Below are 16,848 nucleotides of genomic sequence, written 5' to 3'. Positions count from 1 at the left end.
GCCCCAATCCGCGTGGCGTCGTTCCCCTCGCCCGCCGTTACGCACTTCTTACGCGCCGCACGTCCCCAACTCGCCTAACATAGAGGCGTTGTGGCGTCACAGGAAAGGAAGCACATGGCGCATCAGAAGATGACCAAGGCCGAGAAGAGCTGGATCGTCTACGACGTGGGCAACTCCGCGCTCGTCCTTCTCGCCACGAGCGTGATTCCGATCTACTTCTCCTCCCTCTCCCCCGACGGCGAGGTCGTGGTGGCCTGGAGCTACGCCGAGACGGTGGCGTCGCTGATCATCGCGCTGCTCATGCCCGTGCTGGGCTCGATCGCGGACATGCAGGGCATGAAGAAGAAGTTCATCGTGGGCTGCGTGGGCACCGGCGTGGTGGCCACGGTGGCGCTGGGCTTCGTGACCACGGCGCTGGCGTTCCTGGTGATCTACGTGATCTCGTCGGTGGCGCTCAACTCGTCGATGGTCTTCTACGACGCGCTTCTGGTGGACACCACCACCGACGAGCGCATGGACGAGATCTCCAGCCAGGGCTACGCCTGGGGCTACATCGGCAGCTGCGTGCCCTTCATCGCGTGCCTGGGCGTGGTCCTGGGCTACGAGGCGCTGGGCATCACGATGCAGACCGCCATGCAGATCGCGTTCATCATCACCGGCGTCTGGTGGGCGGCCTTCACGGTGCCCCTGCTCAAGAACGTGCAGCAGCTCCACTTCAAGCCGCGCGCGCCGCACGCCGTGGCAAACGCCGTTCGCGGCCTGGCCGTCACGCTGCGCGAGATCTGGGCCAACCAGGCGATCCGCTACTACATGATCGCGTACTTCTTCTACATCGACGGCGTGCACACCATCATCAAGCTCTCCACGAGCTACGGCACCGAGCTGGGGATCGACTCCACGCAGCTCGTGCTCGCGCTTCTCGTGACGCAGTTCGTGGCCTTCCCGAGCGCCATCATCTACGGCCGCCTCTCGTCCAAGTACGGCACGCGCCGCATGCTGCTAATCGCGATCGCGGCCTACTTTGGCATCACGCTCTTCGCCGCGTTCTTCCTGCGCTCGGCCGCCGAGTTCTGGTTCCTGGCGATTCTGGTGGGCATGTTCCAGGGCGGCATCCAGGCGCTCAGCCGCAGCGAGTTTGGCAAGCTCTGCCCCAAGGAGCGCGCCAACGAGTACTTCGGCTTCTTCGACATCTTCGGCAAGTACGCCGCCATCCTGGGCACGTTCCTCGTGGGCACGTTCACCGCGCTCACCGGCAACTCCAGCCTCGGCGTGCTCTCCATCGCGGTGCTCTTCGTCGTGGGCTTCGTCACGATGCTGCGCGTCCCCGAGAGCACGGAGGCGTAGGGGCACTTCTCGCCCGCGCTTCTCGCTCCCTTACCAAGAATCCCGACCCACGCATGCCGAGAAGGACGCGTGGGTCGGGATTTCTGTCCAAACGGACACAAAAGCCGAGCGGCGCATGCGATGGTTTCACCTTTTGCATGCGCCGCGCGGGATTCTTGGTCGGGCGCAGGGCGCACCCCGGCCCTCACGATACGTCCGTCCGGGCAAGCGGCGGCATAAGCTGCCCGATCAGCACCCTGCGCGCGGCACGCACCTCGGGGTCGTTGAGAATCCTGCGCGCCTTCCGCGGGAACGAGGCGCTCTCGTAGGGCTCGATAATCGAGAACAACTGCGCGAGCAGAGCCCTCATCGACTCCTCTCTGCGCGCGTCCTTCTTCGTGAGCGGCAGGTAGTGGATATGGCAGAGCTCGTAGTCGCGCGCGCGACTGCTGTCCTCGGCAAGCGCGGCCTCATCCGCGTGGTCTCCGCCCTGGTGCTCGCAGGCGGTCTCGTAGCCCGGCCAGTAAAAGTCGGGTCGCATGATGCCGTGGCCCACGACCGGCACGACCTCCTCCGGCCAGTCGAGGCGAACGTTCTGCAGCGGTCGCGCGAGATGGCTCCCTCCCAGGCGCGGCGGAAGGCAGAACGCCGCATACCAGAGCGTCTCCATAGTCGAGTTTGACCCATCGTTGGCATATGAGGCGACGAGCCGCGCACGCTCGAGACCCCTCAGGCGCGTCGCGCTCTCGAGAAACCCCTCCAGGTCACGCACCGACGCGATCGGCTCGAGGTCATGCGCCACCTCGCCCGTTCGCGGCTCGAGGGGGTCGCGCGCGTACAGGCCGACGAGCTCCATCGCAAACCCCAGAAGTCGAATGGTGCAGGCCTCCTTCGACAGTAGGCCGCGACGCTCCACGCCCCTCATAACGTCGACGGCGCTCACGAGCGACATCCCTGCGCCCTCCACCAGCACGTGCGTCACGTCTCCTCCGCGAACCACGAGGGGATCCCCCGCGGCGGTGAGGACCTCGAGGTAGGCCGAGTCGGGCAGATGCGCGAGCCCAGACGCGGCATGGACGAACGCCGACTGGCTCCTCGAGGCGTCGTCGTCAAAGCGCAGGCAAACCGGCTGCTGGCGCGAGGTGGCGAAGATCTCGGACGGCAGGGACCTCGCCAGCACCTGCGCGTCCACGCTGTCGTCGCAGCACCTCAGCACGCCCCTCTCGGCAGGAACCAGGATGAGGTCTTCGCTCCTCCGGGCGAACCTCAACATTCGCAGCGAGTCGTCACCCGCTAGGCAGAGCCTCTTCTCGCGCATGCGCCCTCCCTCCTTTGAGGGGGAGGATAGCGGGCGTCCCTTACCGCAAAGTGACGTTTGCTGTCCGCCAGCTTGCACCAACCTCCATGGGGTTGGGCCACGATACCGTTTACCTGCAGTGATAAGGACATGCTGTGCGATCGCGCCCAAGCGAGTCAAGTTTCGAGACTGTTTGGAACCTCATGTCCTACACAATTCCGGCCCCACCCACCCGACCAAGAATCCCGACCCACGCATGCCGAGAAGGACGCGTGGGTCGGGATTTCTGTCCAAACGGACACAAAAGCCGAGCGGCGCATGCGATGGTTTCACCTTTTGCATGCGCCGCGCGGGATTCTTGGTCGGGCGCAGGGCGCCGCGCGGGATTCTTGGTCGGGCGCAGAGAAGGACGGCTAGACGCCCCCCTACGCCAGGCGCGAGATCAGCGCCTCGAGGCGGTCGCAGGCCTCGTCGACCTCCTCGCGGGTGATCACGAGCGGCGGGAGGAAGCGCAGAATCGAGTCGCCGATGTGGTTGAGGACGAGGCCCTCGGACAGGCCCTCCTCCACGACCTGCGTGGCGATCGGCACGTCGAGCTGCGCGCCGCGCATGAGGCCGTGGCCGCGCACCTCCACGACGTGCTCCATCGCGGTGAGGCGATGGCGCAGGTGATGGCCGACGGAGAGCACGTGCTCCCCCATGCCCCCCTCCGCGAGCGTCCGCGCGCAGGCGAGGCCCACGGCGCTCGCGAGCGCGTTGCCGCCGAAGGTCGAGCCGTGGTCGCCGGGCTGCAGCAGGTCCGCGACCTCGGCGCGCGCGGCGACGGCGCCCATGGGGAAGCCCGCCGCGATGCCCTTGGCCATGGCAACCACGTCCGGCTCGATCCCGGAGCGCTGATAGCAGAACGGCGAGCCGCAGCGGTAGAACCCGGTCTGGACCTCGTCGCAGATCAGCAGGAGGCCCTTCTCGGCGCAGAGCTCGCGCACGTCGCGCAGGTAGTCGTAGTTGGCATTCCACACGCCGCCCTCGCCCTGCACGCACTCGAGCATGATCGCGCACACGCCACCGCGCTCGACGCGCTCGCGCAGCGTGTAGATGTCGTTAAGCGGCACGGAGACGAAGCCCTCGGGCAGGGGTCGGAAGCTCCTGTGGTACTTGTCCTGGCCGGTGGCCGCGAGCGTCGCCAGCGTGCGGCCGTGGAAGCTCTTGCGCGCGGTCACGATCGTGCTGGCGCCGTCGAGGTTCTTCTCGCCCCAGCGGCGCGCCAGCTTGAGGGCGCCCTCGTTGGCCTCGGCACCGGAGTTGGAGAAGAACGTCTTCCAGCGCGTGCCCGTCGAGCCCATCTCGTGGCCGCCCTCGTCGGTGGTCGTGGAGAGCAGCGCGGAGAGCGTCGCGGCCAGCTCGCCGCGGCGCTCGACGTAGAAGTAGTTGCCCACCTGCCAGATGCGGCCGGCCTGCTCGCGCAGGGCCTCGACCACGGCCGGGTGGCCGTAGCCCAGGCTGGCGCAGCCGATGCCGCCGAGAAGGTCGAGGTACTCGTTGCCCTCGGCGTCCACGAGCGTGGCGCCGTGGCCGCCCACGAACTCGACGGGGAGACGGCCGTACGTCCCCATCACGAAGGTGTCGTCGAGCTCGCGCTCCTCGGGCGAGACGGCCGGTTCGAGGTTCTTGTCGTCTGCAGACATCAGGGCTCCCTTCGCCTGACGACGCGCCGCGCGGGAGCGCGGCGGCTACTTTCTGGTGAACATGGTACCGCAGCCGGCGTCCGTGAAGATCTCCAGAAGCAACGAGTGCGGGTACGTTCCGTTCAGGATGACGACCTCCGAGACGCCCGCGTCGAGCGCCTCGGCGATCGAGCGGATCTTGGGCAGCATGCCGCCGTCCAGCTCGCCGGAGTCCAGCAGCATGTGGGTCTCGTCGCGCGTGAGGGTCTGGATGAGGGTGTCCTCGTCGTTGACGTCGCCGTAGAGGCCGTCGACGTCGGTCAGGTAGATCAGCTTGTCGGCGCCCAGGGCCTCGGCGATCTTGCCTGCCGCCACGTCGGCGTTGATGTTGAAGAAGCCGTCGGGGGCGCAGCCCACCGTGGCGACCACGGGGATGTAGCCGTCCTCGAGGATGGTCTCGATGAGGCTCGGGTCCACCTCGCGGATGCGGCCCACACGCCCGAGCTCGGGGTCGATCTGCTCGGCCTTGAGCGTCTTGCCGTCGGCGCCGGAGATGCCCACGGCGTTGTGGCCGTACTCGTTGAGCGCCCAGACGAGGTCCTGGTTGACCTTGCCCACGAGCACCTCGCGCACGGCCTCCATCGTGGCGTCGTCGGTCACGCGCAGGCCGCCCTTGAACTGCACCGGCAGGCCGAGCGCCTTGACGTGCGCGCTGATCGCCTTGCCGCCGCCGTGCACGAGCACGATGCGGATGCCGAGCAGCTTGAGCATCTCGATGTCGGCCACCACCTGGCGACAGAGCTCGGGGTTCTCCATGGCCGAGCCGCCGTACTTGATCACGAAGGTCTTGCCCGCGCTGCGGTGGATCCACGGCAGGGCCTCGTTCAGGACGTCGACCTTCGAGGCCGCCGCCTCCCTCTCCTGCTTGTCGCGCTGCTTCATGGCTGCTCCTTAGATACGCTGGCGAGAAGGGCTGTCCGGTCGTCCGGGGCGGGACGGGGAGGCCCCGGCGCTCAGACAGCTTGGCCAAGAACGGGCCAAGAACTCGCGGCGGGACCTCCCCGTCCCGCCCCTGCGGCACCGTTCCGCGCAGGGGTGAACGAGAAGGTCCGCCGCGAGTTCTGCAGGCGCGCTCTTTGCGCCGAAGCTGTCTGAGCGCCGGACCTTCTCGTCCACCCCGGTGGGGTCAGGTGCGGTAGTCGCCGTTAATCGTAACGTAGTCGTGGGTGAGGTCGCAGGTCCAGACGCGCGTGGAGGCCTCGCCCATCCCCAGGTTGACGGTGATGGTGACCTCCGGCTCCTCGAAGCGTCGGAGCATGTCGTCCTCGTCCATGGGCACGGTGAGTCCGGCGCGGCACACCGGGACGCCGAGGAAGTCGATGTCCACGCTGGTCTGGTCGAAGGGCACGCCGCACTTGCCGGCGGCCGCCGCCACGCGGCCCCAGTTGGCGTCGTGGCCGAAGATTGCGGTCTTGACCAGGGGCGAGTTGGCGATCGCACGGGCGACGACGTCCGCGTCGGCGGCGCTCGCGGCGCCCGCGACGGTCACGGTGACGAGCTTCGTGGAGCCCTCCCCGTCCGCGGCGATCTTGCGCGCGAGGTCGACGCACGCGGCGCGGACCGCAGCCGCCACGGCGGGGTATGCCGGGTGCGAGCAGTCGATCTTCTCGCCCCCGGCGGCACCGGTTGCGAGCAGGAACGCCGAGTCGTTGGTGGAGGTGTCGGAGTCCACCGTCACCTTGTTGAACGAGACGCCCACGGCGGAGCGCAGGGCCTCGCGGGCCGCGTCGGCCGTGAGCGGGGCGTCCGTCGCGAGGACCGCGAGCATCGTCGCCATGTTGGGCTGGATCATGCCCGAGCCCTTGACGAAGCCGCCCACGTGCACGGTCACGGTGCCGCCACCGGCCTGCGGGACCTCGCCGGCGAGCGAGACCTCCTTCGGCACAGTGTCCGTGGTCATGACGGCGCAGGCCGCGTCGTGCGCACCCGCGGAGGTCGGCGCGAGGGCGGCGACGCACGCGGGCACGCCGGCGTCGTAGGGGGCGAGCGGCAGCGGCACGCCGATCACGCCCGTCGAGGCGACGAGCACGTCGTCCTCGGCGCAGCCGAGCTCGGCGGCCACGCGCGCGCAGGCCTCGTGCGCGGCGGCGAGGCCGGGCTCGCCCGTGGCGGCGTTAGCGTTGCCGGAGTTCAGGACGATCGCCCGGGCGCGCCCGTCGGCGACGTGGGCTCGGCTCACGGTGACGGGCGCCGCGCAGAAGCGGTTGGTCGTGAACGTGGCGGCGGCGACGCACGCCTCGTCGGCGGCCACCAGGGCGAGGTCCAGACGGTTGGGGTTCTTGCGGAAGCCGGCCGAGACGCCTGCGGCGCGCACCCCGGCGGCGGCGCAGACGCCACCCTCACAGGGGACGAAGCCGCAGGCCTCGGGCGCGTCGGGACCACACGGGACCGCGAGCGGTTCAAAGCTGTTCATAGGGTTCTTCTCCGTTGTCCGCGCCCGCGCATGGGCGGGCGCCTTGGCTTAGACGAGGGGCGCCGGGGCGAGAAGCCCCGTGGTCTCGGGAAGGCCGAGCACGATGTTGGCGCACTGGACGGCCTGGGCCGCCGCGCCCTTCCCGAGGTTGTCGATCGCGCAGGACGCGACGATCGTGCGTCGTCGTCGGTCGTCCAGGGCCACGCCCACCTGGGCGCGCGCGGTGCCGAAGACGGAGGAGGTGGCCGGCATGGAGCCGGCGGGAAGCGCCGTGACCAGCGGCTCGTCGGCGTAGGCGCGCTCGTAGGCCGCCTGGACGTCCTCGGCCGTCACGCCGGGGGCCGCCTCGAGGTAGACCGTGGAGAGCAGGCCGCGCGTGAGCGGGGCCAGGTGCGGCGTGAAGACGACGGACATCTCGCGGCCCGCCACCTCGGAGAGCGTCTGCTCGATCTCCGGCGTGTGGCGGTGCTTGGCCACGCCGTAGGCCTCGACGGACTCGTTGGCGTGGCAGAAGTGGGTGCGCGCGTTGCAGCCGCGGCCGGCGCCGGAGACGCCGGAGATGGCGTCGGCGATCACGAGGTCGCCGGTCGCGAGACCCGACGCGAGGGCGGGCGCGGCGGCGAGCGCCGTCGCCGTGGGATAGCACCCCGGGACGGCCACGAGCACGGCCTCGCCGGCAGCGCGGCGCGCCGCGAGCTCGGCGACGCCGGCACGGAAGAGCTCCGGCAGGCCGTAGACCGTCTGGGAGAGCAGCTCGGGCGAGGTGTGCGGGGTCGCATACCAGGCCTCGTAGACCGCGGGGTCATGGAGGCGGTAGTCCGCGGAGAGGTCAATCACGTTGACGCCGCGGGCGAGCAGCTCTGGGGTGAGCGCCAGGCTCGCGGTGTGCGGCACGGCGAGGAAGGCCACGTCGGCCGCCGCGGCGATGGCGTCGGGCTCGGGCAGCGAGAGCACGATCTCGCAGGCGCCCGCGAGCGAGGGGTACACGGCGTCCAGGCGCGTGCCGGCCTCCTTGCGGTCCGTTGCCATGGTCAGCTCGAGAGCGGGGTGCGCCAGCACGAGGCGGCACACCTCGACCCCGGCGTATCCCGTGGCCCCCACCACACATGCCCGCACGCGCTCCATTGAAAGACCTCCTCGGGGAAGAATCGACTCCGCACAACATGGCACGCGCCCCGGCGCCCGTCAAGGCGGCGTCACCTGCTTGTCACATGCGGGGCGCGGGCGGACGTCCCTCTCGCCGCGCGTGCTTCTCGCTCGACTCTTGCGTCCCGCGTGCGAGTTGTGCACGAGTTAGCGCGCCGGCCGGCCTCTCCTGTCAGGCGCCAACTGGGAAAACGCAGCGCCAAGACAGGCCCTCAGCCCCCTAACTCGTGCACAAACGCAAACGGGCGCGCGCCAGGCGAGAAGAATCATGCGCCCGTGGCCGCTAGCGCAGGACGACGCCCGCGCGCACGCGCTCGACGGCCTCGTCGCCGAGGAAGTGGCGCACGATCTCCAGGCCGAAGAGCATGGCCGTGCCCGCGCCCTGGCTCGTGATCAGGTTGCCGTCCACGACGACGGACTCGTCGGCGAGGAGCTCGGCGCCGTGCTCGGCGAGCACGTGCTGGAAGCCGGGGTTGGAGGTTGCGCGACGCCCCTCGAGCAGGCCCAGCTCGGCGAGGATCGACGGGGCGGCGCAGATCGCGGCAAGGGGGCGGCCGGCGGCGGAGAACTCGGCCAGCGCCGAGCAGAGCGGCTCGCACGCGCGCAGGTTGGGCGTGCCGGGGATGCCGCCGGGCAGCACCAGCATGTCGTAGTCGTCGAACGAGAAGCCCGGCTCGGTGACGGAGCGGTCGCACACGATCGTCACCTCGTGCGAGGACGTGACCGTCCGCTCGGGCGTGATCGCCACGGTGTCGCACGGGATGCCCGCGCGGAAGAGCAGGTCCACCACCGTGAGACCCTCGATCTCCTCCAGGCCCGGTGCCACGAACACGGCCACGCGCGCGTCGCTTGCCTGCTTGAACATGATGCCTCCCTATGACGAGGGCCCCGCCGGCGTGCCGACGGGGCCCGAAGCTTCGAGCGTGGGCGAACCTACTCCTCGTCGATGCCCGCGTTGATGGCGTCGGCGATGGCGGCCGCGTCGTCGGTGCCGTGGACGAGGTTCTTGAACTCGTCCTTCATGAGCAGGACGGCGGTCTTGGAGAGGAGCTTGATGTGGGTGGTGCCGGCCTCGCCGCCGGGGACGAGCAGGGCGATGGCGACGTCGACGGGCTTCTCGTCGAAGCTCGGCCACTCGAGGGCGCGGTCGTTCTTGACCACGATGACGGCGGCCTCCTTGATGTCGTCGGACTTGGCGTGCGGCACGGCGAAGCCGTCGGTCATGCCGGTCTCGCCCATGGCCTCGCGCGCCATGAAGGCGTCGTAGACGGCGTCGGCGTTGTCGGTGATGCCGAACTCGGCGGCCTTGTCGGAGACGAAGCGCAGCAGCGCCTCGCGGGACTCGAGGTTCTGGTTGACGAAGACGCTCTTCTCGCTGACGAACTGGCTCATGTAATCTCCTCCATCACGGATATGCGCCCCAGGCGCTTGAATACGCGGCCTTATTCTACCGTAGTGCGCCCCGTTCGCGTGCGTGACGACACATTTGTCGCAGCCCCCGCACGAAGCATGACCGCCACGAACACGCTCGCCAGGCCCATGATGCACATGGCAAAGAGAACGGGCACGAAGGAGCCCAGCATGGTGGAGAGCAGACCAGACCCCCATGACCCCACAACTGACCCGAAGATGCTGTAGGTGTTCACGACAGCCATGTTTTCTGCCATGTTGCTCTGGCCCCACTCCGTGCGCGTCACGAAGGGCATGGACACCACTGCCGCACCCCAACCGATCCCCGTAACGAGACATGCGACCGTCTGCAGCGGAAGCGAGGTCAGGAGGAGCGACGCCACAAGCGAAAGCGGGCCGGCGACGCCAAGCACCGCCATCGCAAACATTGCGGGACCGCGCCCCAGCCGGTCGAGCGCGGCGCCCCCGCACAGGCGCCCGATGCCGCTGCCGATGTTGACGAAGCCTATGACGAACGCGGCGGTCATGTCGTCCGCGCCAAGTGACAGGGGCAGCTCACGCCCTATGCCGGTCACCCCCATCCCCACGCTCCCCATGAAGAAGAGGAAGGCGTAGAGCAGATAGAACGACCTGTCGCGCAGCATCTCCGCAAGCCCGGCATCCCGATTGCCGCCAGCGGACCCGTCTCCCCCGCGGTCGGAGTCGGGGGCCAAACCGGAGAGCGCAGCCCCCTCCCGAGCGGTGGGAGGACGCACGACAAGAGCCGTCAGCATCACGGCAGCCGCAAACAGCACGCCGGTGCCAACGAGAACCAGGCGCCAGTCAAGCATGGAATACAGCTGCGTCATCACCGGCCCCAGCACGAAGCCGCCGCATCCAAAGCCCATGAGGGCAACGCCCTGCGCCATGCCAGGGCGATCGGGGAACCAGGCGGTTACCGTGGGGATCACGATGTTGTAGACGACGCCGATACCCAGGCTCGACACCACACCGTAAAACGCCACCGTTGAGAGCAGGCTCGTCGCACCGCCCGCCGACGAGGTTCCGATAAATCCTGCAAGCAGAAGAGCTGCCCCCAGGAGGAGACCCGGCCGATCGAACCCACGGCGCTCAAGCTCTCCGGAAACGAGACATCCCACGGTAAACGAGATGATGGAGAGCGCAAATATCAGCGTCATCCCGGAGACGTCCCAGTCAAAGGCGACCTTGAGCGGGGCGAGAAGGACCGAGTACGCATAGATGAGTCCCAGGAGCAGGAGCAGGAGCGCCCCCGCCACCAGCACTAAAGGACGACGAAGCTGCGTTGACATGGGCGCTGTCTCACACTCCCGACTCCGCGTGCGCGGCAGCGACGCGAACCGCCCACTCCTCCAGGCGATCGGGATGGAAGGTGTAGTTGTCCGTCGTGTTGAGGGCGTCGAGGGCGGTCATGTCCTCGTCGGAGAGCTCGAAGTCAAAGACCTCGCTGTTGGACCTGATTCGCTCCTCGCGCATCGACTTGGGCATGGTGACGAAGCCATGCTGGAGAGCCCATCTCACGCAGATCTGACCTACGTCCTTGCCCAGACGCTCGGCCATCTCCACCACGTGCTGGTCACGCGCGACCTTCCCCCGCCCGAGCGGGGCCCACGCCTCGAGCTGTATGCCGCGCTCGCGACACCATGTGACGGTCTCGCGCTGCTGGTAGGTCGGGTTTAGCTCAATCTGGTTGACGTGGGGAACCACGCTCGCGCGCTCGAGAAGCACCGCGAGATGGTGCACGAGGAAGTTGGAGACGCCGATGGCACGCACGCGGCCGGCGGCATACAGCTCCTCGAAGGCGCGCCAGCTGTCCCAGACGCGCTCGCGCCAGGCATCCTCGAAACCTCCGACCTTGGGCCAATGAATCAGATAGAGGTCGAGATAGTCCGTCCCCAGATCGCGACACGTCTTCTCGAATGCCTTGAGCGCCGACTCGTACCCTTGGTCGACGTTGCGCAGCTTGCTCGTGAGGAAGAGCTCCCCGCGAGGTATCCCCGATTCGGCGATGACGCGCCCCAACAGGTCCTCGTTGCCGTATTGGGCAGCGGTGTCAATGTGGCGGAACCCGGTCTCGAGCGCACAGCATATGGCGCGCTCCCCCCGTTCGTCATTGGGAACCATGTACGTCCCGAAACCAAGGCAGGGAATCTCCACGCCGTTGGACAGCACGTAACGGTCGCATTTTCCCGTCAACCGTACATGCGGTTGAGCGAGCTTGCCACTTCCTGTAGCCGTCACGTCAACGGGCACCACAGTCTTCGGACCAGCTTCCATGTCATCCTCCAAAGCGATTCTTAGAAAAGCTCCCGGCCCCTCCCGAGATGGGGCCGGGAGCACCTGCCTGCGTGGGGCGCGCGGGGTCGAGGGCGCGCGCCCCGGGGGTGGGATGCGGCAGTCTAGCGGGCGTTCTTGAGGATCTGCTCGATGTCCTCGACGTGCAGCTCCATGAAGGCGCCGGCGTGGTCGCCGCCGCGGGCCTCCACGGCCGAGACGGCCATCTCGTGGATCTGCTCGTCGGTGGGGCTCACGCCCGCCTCGGAGAGCGAGGTCGGCATGCCGATCGAGTGGCACCACTGGTCCCAGGCCTCGATGCCGCGCAGCGCCGTGGCGCGCACGTCGTCGAAGTCGTTGACCACGCCGAAGACGTTGACGCCGAACTGGGCGAAGCGCTCCGGGCGCACGTCCAGGACGTACTTGGCCCACGTGGACCAGATGGCGGTGAGGCTCACGCCGTGTGCCATGTCGAACATGGCACCGAGCTCCTGGCCGATGGCGTGGGACGCGAAGTCGCCCACCAGGCCGGTGCCGGTGAGGCCGCAGTGCGAGAGCGAGCCGGCCCACATGAGGTTGGCGCGCGCCTCGTAGCTCGTGGGGTCGGCCAGGGCGGCCGGAACGGCGGCGCGCACGGTGCGCATGAGACCCTCGGACATGGCGTCGATGAGCTGCGTGCCCTTCTCGCGGGTGAAGTAGCGCTCCATCGTGTGCATCATGATGTCGGCGCCCGGGGCGGCCGTCTGGAAGGCGGGCAGCGAGTAGGTGAGCTCGGGGTTCATGATCGCGAAGAGCGGGCGCGCGCACTCGTGGTTGTAGGAGCGCTTGAGGACCTTCTCGCCCATCGTGTCGATGTCGATGACGGTGGAGTTGGAGGTCTCGGAGCCGGTGCCGGCGAGCGTGGAGACGGCGCCGAGCTTGGCGATCTTGTCGGTGGTCACCTTGTGGAGGAAGAGGTCCTCGAGCTCGAAGTCGTTGGCCAGGCCGTAGGCGATGGCCTTGGAGGAGTCGATGGCCGAGCCGCCGCCGATGGCGAGGACGAAGTCGACGCCCTCGCGACGGCAGAGCTCGACGCCCTCCTTCACGAGCGACAGGCGCGGGTTGGGGACGACGCCGTCGAACTCGACGTAGCCCACGCCGGCCTCGTCCATGCTCTTCTCGATGCGGTCGAGCAGGCCGGTGTCGCGGACGTAGTCGCCGCCCCAGTGGATGAGTGCCTTGGTGCCGCCGCACTCCTTGATCAGACGACCGGTCTCGCACTCGGTGTCCTTGCCGAAGACGACCTTGGTCGGGACGAGATACTCAAAATTAACCATTGCAGCAAGATCCTTTCTGTAAGGAAGCCTGTGGTTCGAGAAAACCGCGGAGGGATGCCGCCTGCCGCGGGGGCGGGTCATGCCGACCGCGAGTTCCGCAGCCGCGCCCTTTGCGGCGAGGACTGTCCGAGCGCAGCGGCATGACCCGCCCCCGCCCGGAGGGTCGCCTACTCCGCGGTGAAGTACATCGAGATGCCCTGGCCTCCGCCGATGCACATGGAGACCATGGCGTCGCGCTTCTCGGGGTGACGGCGGGCGAGCTCGTAGGCGCACTTGATAGCGAGGACCGTGCCGGTGGCGCCGATGGGGTGGCCGAGGGAGATGCCGCCGCCGTAGATGTTGACCTTCTCCTGGTCGAGGCCGAGGTCGCGGGCCACGGCGTAGGCCTGGGACGCGAAGGCCTCGTTGATCTCGAAGAAGTCGATGGCGGTGAGGTCGAGCTCGAGCTTCTCGGCCAGCTTCTTGGACGAGAAGTACGGCGAGTAGCCCATGAGCGACGCGTCGTAGCCGGCGATGGCGAAGCCGCGGATGGCGACCATCGGGGTGCAGCCGAGCTCCTCGGCCTTGGCGCGGGTCATGATGACCACGGCGGCCGCGGCGTCGTTCAGGGAGGAGGAGTTGCCGGCCGTGACGCTGCCGGTCCCGTCGGTGACGAAGCACGGGCGGAGCTTGGCGAGGCTCTCGGCGGTCACGCCCTCGCGCGGGCCCTCGTCGGTGTCGAAGACGGTGACGGCGCCCTTGCGGCCCTTGACCTCGACGGGGACGATCTCCTCGGCGAAGACGCCGTCGGCGACGGCCTTGCAGGCGCGCTGCTGGCTGCGGGCGGCGAAGGCGTCCTGCTCCTCGCGGCTCACGTTGAACTTCTTGGCGACGTTCTCGGCGGTGACGCCGTTGTGGGACATGTCGAGCGGCCAGGTGAGGATGTCGATCACGCCGTCCTCGAACTGCTTGTGGCCCATGCGGGCGCCCCAGCGGGCATCGGTCACGTAGTACGGGAGCTGCGAGAGGCTCTCGGAGCCGCCGGCCACCACGACCTCGGCCTGACCGGTCTGGATCTCCATGATGCCGTCGGCGATGGACTGGAGGCCCGAGCCGCACTGGCGGTTCACGGAGTAGGCGCAGGTCTCGTTGGGGAGGCCGGCCTTGAGGCTGATGGCGCGGGCGACGAAGCCGTTGGGGCCCCAGGAGCCCACCTGGCCGATGATGCACTCGTCCACGGCCGCCGGCTCGATCCCGGCGCGCTTCACGGCCTCGCCCACGACGAGGGCGCCCATGTCGATGGCGGAGACGGTCTTGAGGCTGCCGCCGAACTTGGCGATCGGCGTGCGGGCGCCGGAGACGATGACGATGTCGTCGGGGCGCTTGTCAAAGGTGCGGTTGCTCATGTTCTTCCTTCCTGGAGGGTTGCGGTTCGGGGTCCTTCTCGCCGGGCGCTACTCGTAGTCGTAGAAGCCGTGGCCGGACTTGCGGCCCAGCTTGCCGGCATCGAGCAGCTCCTTGAAGATCGGGGCGGGACGATAGAGGTCGTCGTGGTCGTAGCCCTCGTAGAGGTTCATGAGGGAGGCGTAGACCACGTCGATGCCCGAGAAGTCCATGAGCTCGCAGGGGCCCATCGGGTGGTTGCAGGCCAGCTTCATGGCCGTGTCCACATCCGCCGGGGAGACGCCCTCGGAGACGAGCCAGGCGCCCATGTTCTCGTAGGGATTGATGATGCGGTTGACGATGAAGCCGGGGGTGTTGGGGGCGGACACGGCGGTCTTGCCGATGGCCTCGGCCAGCTCGCGGGTGGCCTCGTAGGCCTCGTCGGAGGTCTTCTCGCCGCGGATGATCTCGACGAGCTTCATGACGGGCGCGGGATAGAAGAAGTGCATGCCCAGGACGGACTCGGGGCGGCTCGTGGCGGCGGCGATCTCGTCGATGTCGATGCCGGAGGTGTTGGTGAGAAGGACGGCACCCTCGTCGGCGTTGGCGTCGATTTGCTTGAAGGTGGCCTGCTTGAGGTCGAGGCGCTCGGGGACGGCCTCGATCACGAACTTGGCGCCGGCGAGCTGGGCGTAGTCAGTCGAGTAGGAGAGGCGACCGAGCACGGCGTCGCACTCCTCCTGGGTCATCTTGCCCTTGGCGACCTTCTTCTGCATGAGGCCGGCGACGAGCGCCTGGGCCTTGTCAAGCGGCTCCTGGGCGATGTCGAGGTTGACGACGGTGAGCCCCGCCTGCGCGCACGCCTGGGCGATGCCACCTCCCATGAGGCCGGAACCGATGACCGCTACCTTGACGTTCTCCATTGCTTGCTCCCTTTCTCTTCTTGACCAGTTGCTTCTGGGGTGTGCCTTACGCGCCGAACGACTCGGCGAAGCCGCACGGGCCGTCCGTGCGGAAGAGCGCGGCGTCCATCTCGCGCAGGTCGGGCGAGACGATGGGCGAGAAGTCCATCATGTCGAGCACCTGCGTCTGGAGGTCGACGCCCGGGGCGATCTCGGTGAGCATGACGCCCTCGGGAACGAGCTCGAAGACCGCGCGCTCCGTGACCACCACGACGCGCTGGCCCTTCCTGCGCGCCGCGGGGCCGTTGAAGGAGAGCTGGCCCACATGGGAGACCATCTTCTTGATGGCGCCCTCCTGGAGGATGGTGAGCTTGCCGTCCGAGAAGTCGTAGCGCGCGCCCTTGGCGGTGAAGGTTCCGAGGAAGACGACCGTCTTGGCGTTCTGCGTGATGTCGACGAAGCCGCCCGCGCCGGCGCAGCGCGGGCCCATCTTGGTGGAGTTGACGTTGCCCTCGCCGTCGAGCTCGCCCATGCCCATGTAGGTCACGTCGACGCCCGCGCCGTCGTAGTAGTCGAACTGCTCGGGGTGGCTCACCATGGCGAGCAGGTTCTGGCCGATGCCGAAGTCGATGCCGCCGAGCTGGACGCCGCCGTAGATGCCGCTCTCCACGGTGATCATCACCTGGTCGGAGAGGCCCTCCTCGGCCACGACGCGGCCCACCATGTCGTTGGGGATGCCGGTGCCGAGGTTGACCACGCAGCCCGGGTAGAGCTCCTTGCAGCCGCGGCGGGCGATGAACTTGCGCTCGTTGAAGGGCGCGGGCTCCACCGCGGAGGCGGGCACGCGGAGCTTGCCCACGTAGGACGGGTCGAAGTAGATGGAGGACGTCATGCGGTGGTCCTCCTCCGGGTTGGGGCAGACCACGACCTTGTCGATGAACACGCCGGGGACGGTCACGTCCTTGGGGTTGATCGTGCCGGTCTGGGCGACCTCGCGCACCTGGGCGATGACCTGGCCACCGTAGCGCTTGGTGGCGAGCACCGCGTTGAAGACCTCGAGCTTCATGGCCTCGTCGGTGGTGGTGAGGTTGCCCATCTCGTCGCAGGTGGTGCCGCGGATCAGGCACACGTCGATGGGGACCTCGTGGTAGAACATGTACTCCTCGCCGTGGAGCTCGATGACCTCGGAGATGTCGGGGAGCCCCTTGGTGCGCTCGTTCATCTTGCCGCCCTCGACGCGCGGGTCGATGAAGGTGCCCAGGCCGACCTTGCTCATCTTGCCCGGCAGGCCGCACGCCATGGAGCGGTAGAGCTGGGCGATCTGGCCCTGGGGCAGGCAGTAGGCCTCGACCTGGTTGTTGGCGATCATGTCCATCCAGCGCGGCTGGAGGCCCCAGTGGCTGCCGATGATGCGCGTCACGAGGCCCTCGTGGGCGAGGTGCTGGATGCCGCGGGCGCGGTCGGACTGGCCGCACGAGTGCAGCAGCGTGAGGCCGCAGGGGTGGCCGGTCTCGAGGAAGCGCTGCTCGATGGCCTTGAGGTTGGACTCGGAGGCCGAGACGAGCGTCATGCCGATCGTGCAGATCGTCGCCCCGTCCGGGATGGAGGCTGCCACCTCCTCCGGGGTGACGAAGGTTGCAGCGAGCGCGTTTGCTGCCATGAG

Annotated in this window: 14 protein-coding genes; 1 reads left to right on the top strand and 13 read right to left on the bottom strand. The window is 68.3% G+C overall.

All coding sequences use genetic code 11. The features are described from left to right. Positions 1-114 precede the first annotated feature (114 nt). The gene (locus tag INF26_RS03430) at positions 115-1,344 is read left to right on the top strand and encodes an MFS transporter (RefSeq protein ID WP_193529312.1); all 1,230 of its coding nucleotides are present in this window, start codon (positions 115-117) and stop codon (positions 1,342-1,344) included. A 184-nt stretch (positions 1,345-1,528) separates the two neighbouring features. Here the strand turns inward: INF26_RS03430 and INF26_RS03425 are convergent, their stop codons facing one another. The 13 genes from INF26_RS03425 to INF26_RS03365 form a co-directional block, all read right to left on the bottom strand. Beyond that, positions 1,529-2,641: a hypothetical protein gene (locus INF26_RS03425; protein ID WP_193529311.1), complete on the bottom strand. Its 1,113-nt coding sequence runs from the start codon at positions 2,639-2,641 to the stop codon at positions 1,529-1,531. A 404-nt stretch (positions 2,642-3,045) separates the two neighbouring features. Next, positions 3,046-4,305 carry an acetylornithine/succinylornithine family transaminase gene (locus INF26_RS03420; protein ID WP_226371819.1) on the bottom strand — a complete coding sequence of 420 codons (1,260 nt, stop codon included), beginning with the start codon at positions 4,303-4,305 and terminating at the stop codon, positions 3,046-3,048. Positions 4,306-4,350: 45 nt separating this feature from the next. Beyond that, the gene (gene argB, locus INF26_RS03415; RefSeq protein ID WP_193529310.1) at positions 4,351-5,226 is read right to left on the bottom strand and encodes an acetylglutamate kinase; all 876 of its coding nucleotides are present in this window, start codon (positions 5,224-5,226) and stop codon (positions 4,351-4,353) included. Between the two features lie 244 nt (positions 5,227-5,470). Next, a complete protein-coding gene (gene argJ / locus INF26_RS03410; RefSeq protein ID WP_193529309.1) occupies positions 5,471-6,757 on the bottom strand; it encodes a bifunctional glutamate N-acetyltransferase/amino-acid acetyltransferase ArgJ in 1,287 nt (428 codons plus the stop codon). 48 nt (positions 6,758-6,805) lie between these two features. After that, on the bottom strand, positions 6,806-7,882 hold the full coding sequence (argC, locus tag INF26_RS03405; RefSeq protein ID WP_193529308.1) for an N-acetyl-gamma-glutamyl-phosphate reductase: 1,077 nt from the start codon (positions 7,880-7,882) through the stop codon (positions 6,806-6,808). Positions 7,883-8,186: 304 nt separating this feature from the next. Further along, positions 8,187-8,768 (bottom strand): DJ-1 family glyoxalase III, encoded by a 582-nt coding sequence (locus INF26_RS03400; protein WP_193529307.1) that lies wholly within the window; start codon positions 8,766-8,768, stop codon positions 8,187-8,189. Between the two features lie 68 nt (positions 8,769-8,836). Then, entirely contained in the window at positions 8,837-9,295 is a 459-nt protein-coding gene (locus INF26_RS03395) for a PTS sugar transporter subunit IIA (protein WP_193529306.1), read from the bottom strand. Between the two features lie 50 nt (positions 9,296-9,345). Further along, a complete protein-coding gene (locus tag INF26_RS03390; protein ID WP_193529305.1) occupies positions 9,346-10,623 on the bottom strand; it encodes an MFS transporter in 1,278 nt (425 codons plus the stop codon). Positions 10,624-10,633: 10 nt separating this feature from the next. Continuing rightward, positions 10,634-11,608: an aldo/keto reductase gene (locus INF26_RS03385; protein WP_193529304.1), complete on the bottom strand. Its 975-nt coding sequence runs from the start codon at positions 11,606-11,608 to the stop codon at positions 10,634-10,636. Between the two features lie 122 nt (positions 11,609-11,730). Beyond that, on the bottom strand, positions 11,731-12,921 hold the full coding sequence (locus INF26_RS03380) for an iron-containing alcohol dehydrogenase (RefSeq protein WP_193529303.1): 1,191 nt from the start codon (positions 12,919-12,921) through the stop codon (positions 11,731-11,733). A 167-nt stretch (positions 12,922-13,088) separates the two neighbouring features. Next, positions 13,089-14,306: a thiolase family protein gene (locus tag INF26_RS03375; RefSeq protein ID WP_193529302.1), complete on the bottom strand. Its 1,218-nt coding sequence runs from the start codon at positions 14,304-14,306 to the stop codon at positions 13,089-13,091. Between the two features lie 48 nt (positions 14,307-14,354). After that, positions 14,355-15,206, bottom strand: a complete 852-nt coding sequence (locus tag INF26_RS03370) for a 3-hydroxyacyl-CoA dehydrogenase family protein (RefSeq protein ID WP_193529301.1) — start codon at positions 15,204-15,206, stop codon at positions 14,355-14,357. 46 nt (positions 15,207-15,252) lie between these two features. Continuing rightward, positions 15,253-16,845 carry an acyl CoA:acetate/3-ketoacid CoA transferase gene (locus INF26_RS03365; RefSeq protein ID WP_193529300.1) on the bottom strand — a complete coding sequence of 531 codons (1,593 nt, stop codon included), beginning with the start codon at positions 16,843-16,845 and terminating at the stop codon, positions 15,253-15,255. Positions 16,846-16,848 lie beyond the last annotated feature (3 nt).

Source organism: Thermophilibacter gallinarum, from assembly GCF_014982725.1.
Taxonomy (GTDB): Bacteria; Actinomycetota; Coriobacteriia; order Coriobacteriales; family Atopobiaceae; genus Thermophilibacter; species Thermophilibacter gallinarum.
The sequence above is the reverse complement of the archived record's forward strand: the minus strand, read 5'-3'. Positions and strand labels throughout refer to the sequence as shown.

What these genes read in the sequence shown, in the direction of transcription:
- INF26_RS03420 (WP_226371819.1), bottom strand. Translation starts at nt 4,305, where the DNA reads ATGTCTGCAGACGACAAGAACCTCGAACCGGCCGTCTCGCCCGAGGAG.
- INF26_RS03380 (WP_193529303.1), bottom strand. Translation starts at nt 12,921, where the DNA reads ATGGTTAATTTTGAGTATCTCGTCCCGACCAAGGTCGTCTTCGGCAAG.
- argC (WP_193529308.1), bottom strand. Translation starts at nt 7,882, where the DNA reads ATGGAGCGCGTGCGGGCATGTGTGGTGGGGGCCACGGGATACGCCGGG.
- INF26_RS03430 (WP_193529312.1), top strand. Translation starts at nt 115, where the DNA reads ATGGCGCATCAGAAGATGACCAAGGCCGAGAAGAGCTGGATCGTCTAC.
- INF26_RS03385 (WP_193529304.1), bottom strand. Translation starts at nt 11,608, where the DNA reads ATGGAAGCTGGTCCGAAGACTGTGGTGCCCGTTGACGTGACGGCTACA.
- INF26_RS03370 (WP_193529301.1), bottom strand. Translation starts at nt 15,206, where the DNA reads ATGGAGAACGTCAAGGTAGCGGTCATCGGTTCCGGCCTCATGGGAGGT.
- INF26_RS03365 (WP_193529300.1), bottom strand. Translation starts at nt 16,845, where the DNA reads ATGGCAGCAAACGCGCTCGCTGCAACCTTCGTCACCCCGGAGGAGGTG.
- INF26_RS03425 (WP_193529311.1), bottom strand. Translation starts at nt 2,641, where the DNA reads ATGCGCGAGAAGAGGCTCTGCCTAGCGGGTGACGACTCGCTGCGAATG.
- INF26_RS03400 (WP_193529307.1), bottom strand. Translation starts at nt 8,768, where the DNA reads ATGTTCAAGCAGGCAAGCGACGCGCGCGTGGCCGTGTTCGTGGCACCG.
- INF26_RS03395 (WP_193529306.1), bottom strand. Translation starts at nt 9,295, where the DNA reads ATGAGCCAGTTCGTCAGCGAGAAGAGCGTCTTCGTCAACCAGAACCTC.
- INF26_RS03375 (WP_193529302.1), bottom strand. Translation starts at nt 14,306, where the DNA reads ATGAGCAACCGCACCTTTGACAAGCGCCCCGACGACATCGTCATCGTC.
- argB (WP_193529310.1), bottom strand. Translation starts at nt 5,226, where the DNA reads ATGAAGCAGCGCGACAAGCAGGAGAGGGAGGCGGCGGCCTCGAAGGTC.
- argJ (WP_193529309.1), bottom strand. Translation starts at nt 6,757, where the DNA reads ATGAACAGCTTTGAACCGCTCGCGGTCCCGTGTGGTCCCGACGCGCCC.
- INF26_RS03390 (WP_193529305.1), bottom strand. Translation starts at nt 10,623, where the DNA reads ATGTCAACGCAGCTTCGTCGTCCTTTAGTGCTGGTGGCGGGGGCGCTC.